Source organism: Streptomyces sp. WAC 04229, assembly GCF_003947455.1.
GTDB lineage: Bacteria > Actinomycetota > Actinomycetes > Streptomycetales > Streptomycetaceae > Streptomyces.
The window spans coordinates 1-4,526 of record NZ_QHJH01000320.1 but is presented as its reverse complement, the minus strand read 5'-3'; the positions used below and the strand labels follow the sequence as shown (position 1 = coordinate 4,526).

Genomic DNA, 4,526 nt, shown 5'->3' with positions numbered 1-4,526 from the left:
GGTGAGGGGGGGAGATGAGCCACCCCTGGAAGTTGGCTGAAAAGAAGCGGAACTGTGCGCGGAAACCGGTCAGTCGACCGGTGTGTTTTCCCCAGCGTGCCGTCCGCCCCCGCGCGCCCGCGCCGCGGGCCTGCGCCGGCGGCCGCCCCGCCCCGCTCGCTCCCCGCCGCGCGGGTGCGCGGCGAGGCGCTCGGACCGCCGCAGCAGCAGACGGCACACGCCGGTGACGGCGGCCAGGCCGAGGGCGGTGCCGGCCGTGCCGGCGAAGGACGCGCCGTACCAGAGGAGCGCGACCGGGACCAGGAAGCAGCTGAACGCCGCCCAGCGGACGAGGTCGGTCACGCCGTCCCGGGAGGGCGCGGACGTCGGCTCGGCGGGGCGGTGCGGTCCGGACACGGGTGCTCCCTGGGGCTGGCGGCATGGAGATCAACGCCCGCGCGGCGCGTCGGTCACGACCGGTCACCGGCAGTTGAATCCTGTGCAAACCGCCTGTACAGGGCAGCAACCATTGCGTTGCGGGCGCCCCTCGGGCATGCTCCGGTGAACCCCGCGGCGGACCCTCCGCGGGATCTGGGCGAAGGAGGCGTGCCGCCGTACCCTTGGGGGTATGGGGTTGGGAAGACCATTCCCGGACACAGCTCAGCCGCCCACTGTTGGCCCCCCATAGAGGATAAAAACGCCGAGACAGCCATGGCCGGTCACGAATTCTTCGAACCCGCGGACCGCAAGCGGCCCGTCGCCGAACCTACGGCGGCCGAGCCTCTGGCGGCCGAAGAGCCACGCCAGTCGTGCGACCCCGCCTTCAAGCACGGGGTCGTGGTCGGCTTCGACGGCTCCACATCCAGTGAGCGTGCCCTCGCGTACGCCATCGGCATGGCATCCCGCCTGGGCTCCGGCCTGGTCATCGTGCATGTCGCCAACCGACTGCCCACCACGGTGTGGGCGGGCTGCGAGCCTCCCGTCTTCGTGGACGTGCCGGACCACCGCACCGAGGTGCTGGGTCTGGAGCTGGCGTGCGCCGACTATCTCGCCGACGTCCCCTGGATCCTGGTCGAGCGCGGCGGCGACATCTGCCACGAACTCGAAGAGGTGGGCCGGGAGTACGAGGCGGACGCCATCGTCGTCGGCTCCAGTCACGGACTCGTGGGCCGGCTCTTCGGCTCCGTCGCCGGGCGGCTCGCCAAGCGGGCGAAGCGACCCGTGGTGATCATTCCGTAGCGTCCCGGGTGGCCCCGGGTGGCCCCGGGCGTCCCCGTCGTCCCAGGCGGCCCCCCTGTTCATGCAGCGTGAAGCTACCGACGCGTAGAGGTGTTTGTGCCTTTGTGAAGGGCATATACGTGTCACCGCACAACCGCACATGCATGAAGGGAGCCCGCCGTGGACAACGACGTCTCCGCGGGAAGCACCACCACCACCACCATCGTCGGCCGACTCGCCCTCGGCATCACCCTGCTGGCCTTCGGCCTCGGTCACACCGCCGTGATCGACCAGGTGACGGCGGCGGACGCCGTGACCGTCGCCCAGTACGTCGGCGGCGTCGCGCTCTTCGTCGCCGGTCTGCTCGCACTGCGCGAGAGCGACACCGCCTCCGGCACGGCCTTCACCGTCCTCGGCGCGCTCTGGTTCACCTGGGCCGTCTCCGCCGGCGACGAGGTCTCCGCCAACGCGGCGGGACTCTTCCTGCTCCTGTTCGCCCTCGTCGCCCTCACCCTCACGTTCGCCGGCGGCGACGCGCTCGGGCAGGGGATGTACGGGCTGCTCTGCGTGTCCCTGCTGCTGCTCGCCGTCGGTTCGTTCGCCGACAGCACGGTGCTGGGCAAGGCGGGCGGGTGGTTCGCCGTCGGGGCGGGGGCGGTCGCCTGGTATGCGGCGACCGCGGTCCTGGCCCACTGGCCCACGGATGTCTCGCGACGCGCTGCGGGCCGGGGAGTGACGGCCACCGGTTAGCTGCGCCGGCTGGGGGGTCGGGCGGCTCCCCGGTGATGGGACGGCCCCCCACGTGTTTGGTGGCACACGTGGGGGGCCGTTCGGTTGTGTTGCCCGTGCAGGTTCGCTGTGGCTGGTCGCGCCCACGCGGCGGAGCCGCAAAATCGACACAGCCCCGCGCCCCTAAAAGCCACAAACGGGGTGCTACTCCACCGTGACCGACTTCGCCAGGTTCCTCGGCTTGTCGATGTCCCTGCCCAGGGCCAGGGCCGTGTGGTAGGCGAGGAGTTGGAGGGGGATGCCCATCAGGATGGGGTCCAGCTCGTCCTCGTTCTTCGGGACGACGATGGTGTGGTCGGCCTTCTCCTGCTCCTGGTGGGCGACGGCGAGGATCTGGCCGCTGCGGGCCTTGATCTCCTCCATGGCCGCGCGGTTCTTCTCCAGCAGGTCGTCGTCCGGCACGATCGCGACCGTCGGCAGGGCGGGCTCGATCAGGGCGAGCGGGCCGTGCTTCAGCTCGGAGGCCGGGTAGGCCTCGGCGTGGATGTACGAGACCTCCTTGAGCTTCAGGGAGGCCTCGCGGGCGACCGGGTAGCCGCGGACGCGGCCGATGAAGAGCATCGAGCGGGCGTCGGCGTACTGCGCGGCCAGCTTCTTGACGTCCTCCTCCTGCTCCAGCATCTCGGCGATCTGCGCGGGCAGCTTGCGCAGGCCCTCGATGATCCGCTTGCCGTCGCGGACCGAGAGGTCGCGGGTGCGGCCCAGGTGCAGGGCGAGCAGCGCGAAGGCGACGCAGGTGTTGGTGAAGCACTTGGTGGAGACGACGCAGACCTCGGGCCCGGCGTGCACGTACATGCCGCCGTCGGCCTCGCGGGCGATCGCCGAGCCGACCACGTTGACGATGCCGAGGACGCGGGCGCCCTTGCGCTTCAGCTCCTGCACGGCGGCCAGCACGTCGTACGTCTCACCGGACTGGGAGACGGCGATGTACAGGGTGTCGGGGTCGACGACCGCGTTGCGGTACCGGAACTCGGAGGCGGGCTCGGCGTCCGCGGGGATGCGGGCCAGCTCCTCGATCATCTGGGCGCCGATCTGGCCCGCGTGGTACGAGGTGCCGCAGCCGAGGATCTTCACGCGGCGCACGGCGCGCGCGTCGCGGGCGTCCAGGTTGAGGCCGCCGAGGTGCACGGTGGAGAAGCGGTCGTCGATCCGGCCGCGCAGCACGCGGTCCACGGCCTCGGCCTGCTCGTGGATCTCCTTGTGCATGTAGGTGTCGTGGCCGCCCATGTCGTAGGAGGCGGCCTCCCACTCCACCGTGGTGGGCTCGGCGGTGGTGCGGGTGCCCTCGGTGGTGTACGTGCGGAAGTCGTCCGCCTTGAGGGTGGCCATCTCGCCGTCGTCGAGGGTGACTATCTGGCGGGTGTGGGCGACCAGCGCGGCGATGTCCGAGGCGACGAACATCTCCTTCTCGCCGATGCCGAGGACGACCGGCGAACCGTTGCGGGCGACGACGATGCGCTCGGGGAAGTCGGCGTGCATCACGGCGATGCCGTAGGTGCCCTCGATGACCCGCAGGGTCTCGCGGACCTTGTCCTCCAGCTTCTCCGCCTCGGAGCGGGCGACGAGGTGGACGAGGACCTCGGTGTCGGTCTCGGAGAGGAACTCGACCCCGTCCGCCTCCAGCTTGCGGCGCAGGTCGGCGGCGTTGTCGATGATGCCGTTGTGGACGACGGCGACCTTCTGGTCGGCCGACATGTGCGGGTGGGCGTTCGCGTCGGACGGGGCGCCGTGGGTGGCCCAGCGCGTGTGGGCGATGCCGGTGGTGCCCTTGAAGCGCGCCGGGACCTTGGCCTCCAGGTCGCGGACCCGGCCCTTGGCCTTGACCATCTTCAGGCCGGCCGCCTTCGGGGACGTGACGACGATGCCCGCCGAGTCGTAGCCGCGGTACTCCAGGCGCTGGAGGCCCTCCAGGAGCAGGGGTGCGACGTCACGCTTGCCGATGTATCCGACGATTCCGCACATGTATACGTAAACCTCGTGTTCCTCTTCGGCTTCTCAGCCGTAGACGATGCGGCGCAGCTGACGGAGCGACAGTTCCGCCGGTGCCACCGCCCGGTATTTCAGCTCCGCCCCGATCCGTTCGAAGATCGTCGCGTTCACCAGGCCCTGGGTCTGGAGTTCGCGGTGGCGGCGACGGACGAATTCCTCGGTCGTCTCGTCGAAGTAGGCGAGCACGTCCTGGACCACACGCAGTGCCTCGCCCCGGTTCAGGGGGGTGGACCGCGTCAGATGATCAACGAGTTCGTCGTGCACCCGGTAGATCCTGGAGTACGGGACACGGTTATGCAAGAATCCTGCCCGATTTCGGGCAGGGAGCGGCGGAGGCCGGTCAGAATCGCTTCAGTACCGCCTGCTTGGCCAGGTTGAACTCCTCGTCCGTCAGGACCCCGGAGCGATGCAGCTCACCCAGCTCCCGCAGCCGGCGCAGCAGCGCGTTCTCGCGCTCGACCAGGTCCCGCAGGTGGGCGAGTTGCCGCGGGGTGCCGGTGCCGGTGGGCAGGAACTTGAGGGCGGCCGTGTCCGGCAGGTGCCCGCCGCTT

The 4,526-nt window shown here is 70.4% G+C and carries 6 protein-coding genes; 2 read left to right on the top strand and 4 right to left on the bottom strand.

All coding sequences use genetic code 11. The annotated features are described in order from the left end of the window. Positions 1-69 precede the first annotated feature (69 nt). Entirely contained in the window at positions 70-396 is a 327-nt protein-coding gene (locus DMH12_RS37305) for a hypothetical protein (RefSeq protein ID WP_125495711.1), read from the bottom strand. A 294-nt stretch (positions 397-690) separates the two neighbouring features. Here DMH12_RS37305 and DMH12_RS37300 point away from each other — a divergent pair, with 294 nt between their 5' ends. Continuing rightward, a complete protein-coding gene (locus DMH12_RS37300) occupies positions 691-1,218 on the top strand; it encodes a universal stress protein (RefSeq protein WP_125495710.1) in 528 nt (175 codons plus the stop codon). Positions 1,219-1,377: 159 nt separating this feature from the next. After that, positions 1,378-1,947: a GPR1/FUN34/YaaH family transporter gene (locus tag DMH12_RS37295; RefSeq protein ID WP_125495709.1), complete on the top strand. Its 570-nt coding sequence runs from the start codon at positions 1,378-1,380 to the stop codon at positions 1,945-1,947. Positions 1,948-2,130: 183 nt separating this feature from the next. On the opposite strand, the gene glmS is transcribed toward DMH12_RS37295, so the two are convergent. From glmS to DMH12_RS40150, 3 genes are all read right to left on the bottom strand, one after another. Further along, positions 2,131-3,948 (bottom strand): glutamine--fructose-6-phosphate transaminase (isomerizing), encoded by a 1,818-nt coding sequence (glmS, locus tag DMH12_RS37290; protein ID WP_125495708.1) that lies wholly within the window; start codon positions 3,946-3,948, stop codon positions 2,131-2,133. 33 nt (positions 3,949-3,981) lie between these two features. Next, positions 3,982-4,239, bottom strand: a complete 258-nt coding sequence (locus DMH12_RS37285) for a hypothetical protein (RefSeq protein WP_125495712.1) — start codon at positions 4,237-4,239, stop codon at positions 3,982-3,984. A 76-nt stretch (positions 4,240-4,315) separates the two neighbouring features. Then, positions 4,316-4,526 (bottom strand): SHOCT domain-containing protein (locus DMH12_RS40150; RefSeq protein ID WP_260474486.1); only part of this gene is annotated, 211 nt, incomplete at its 5' end.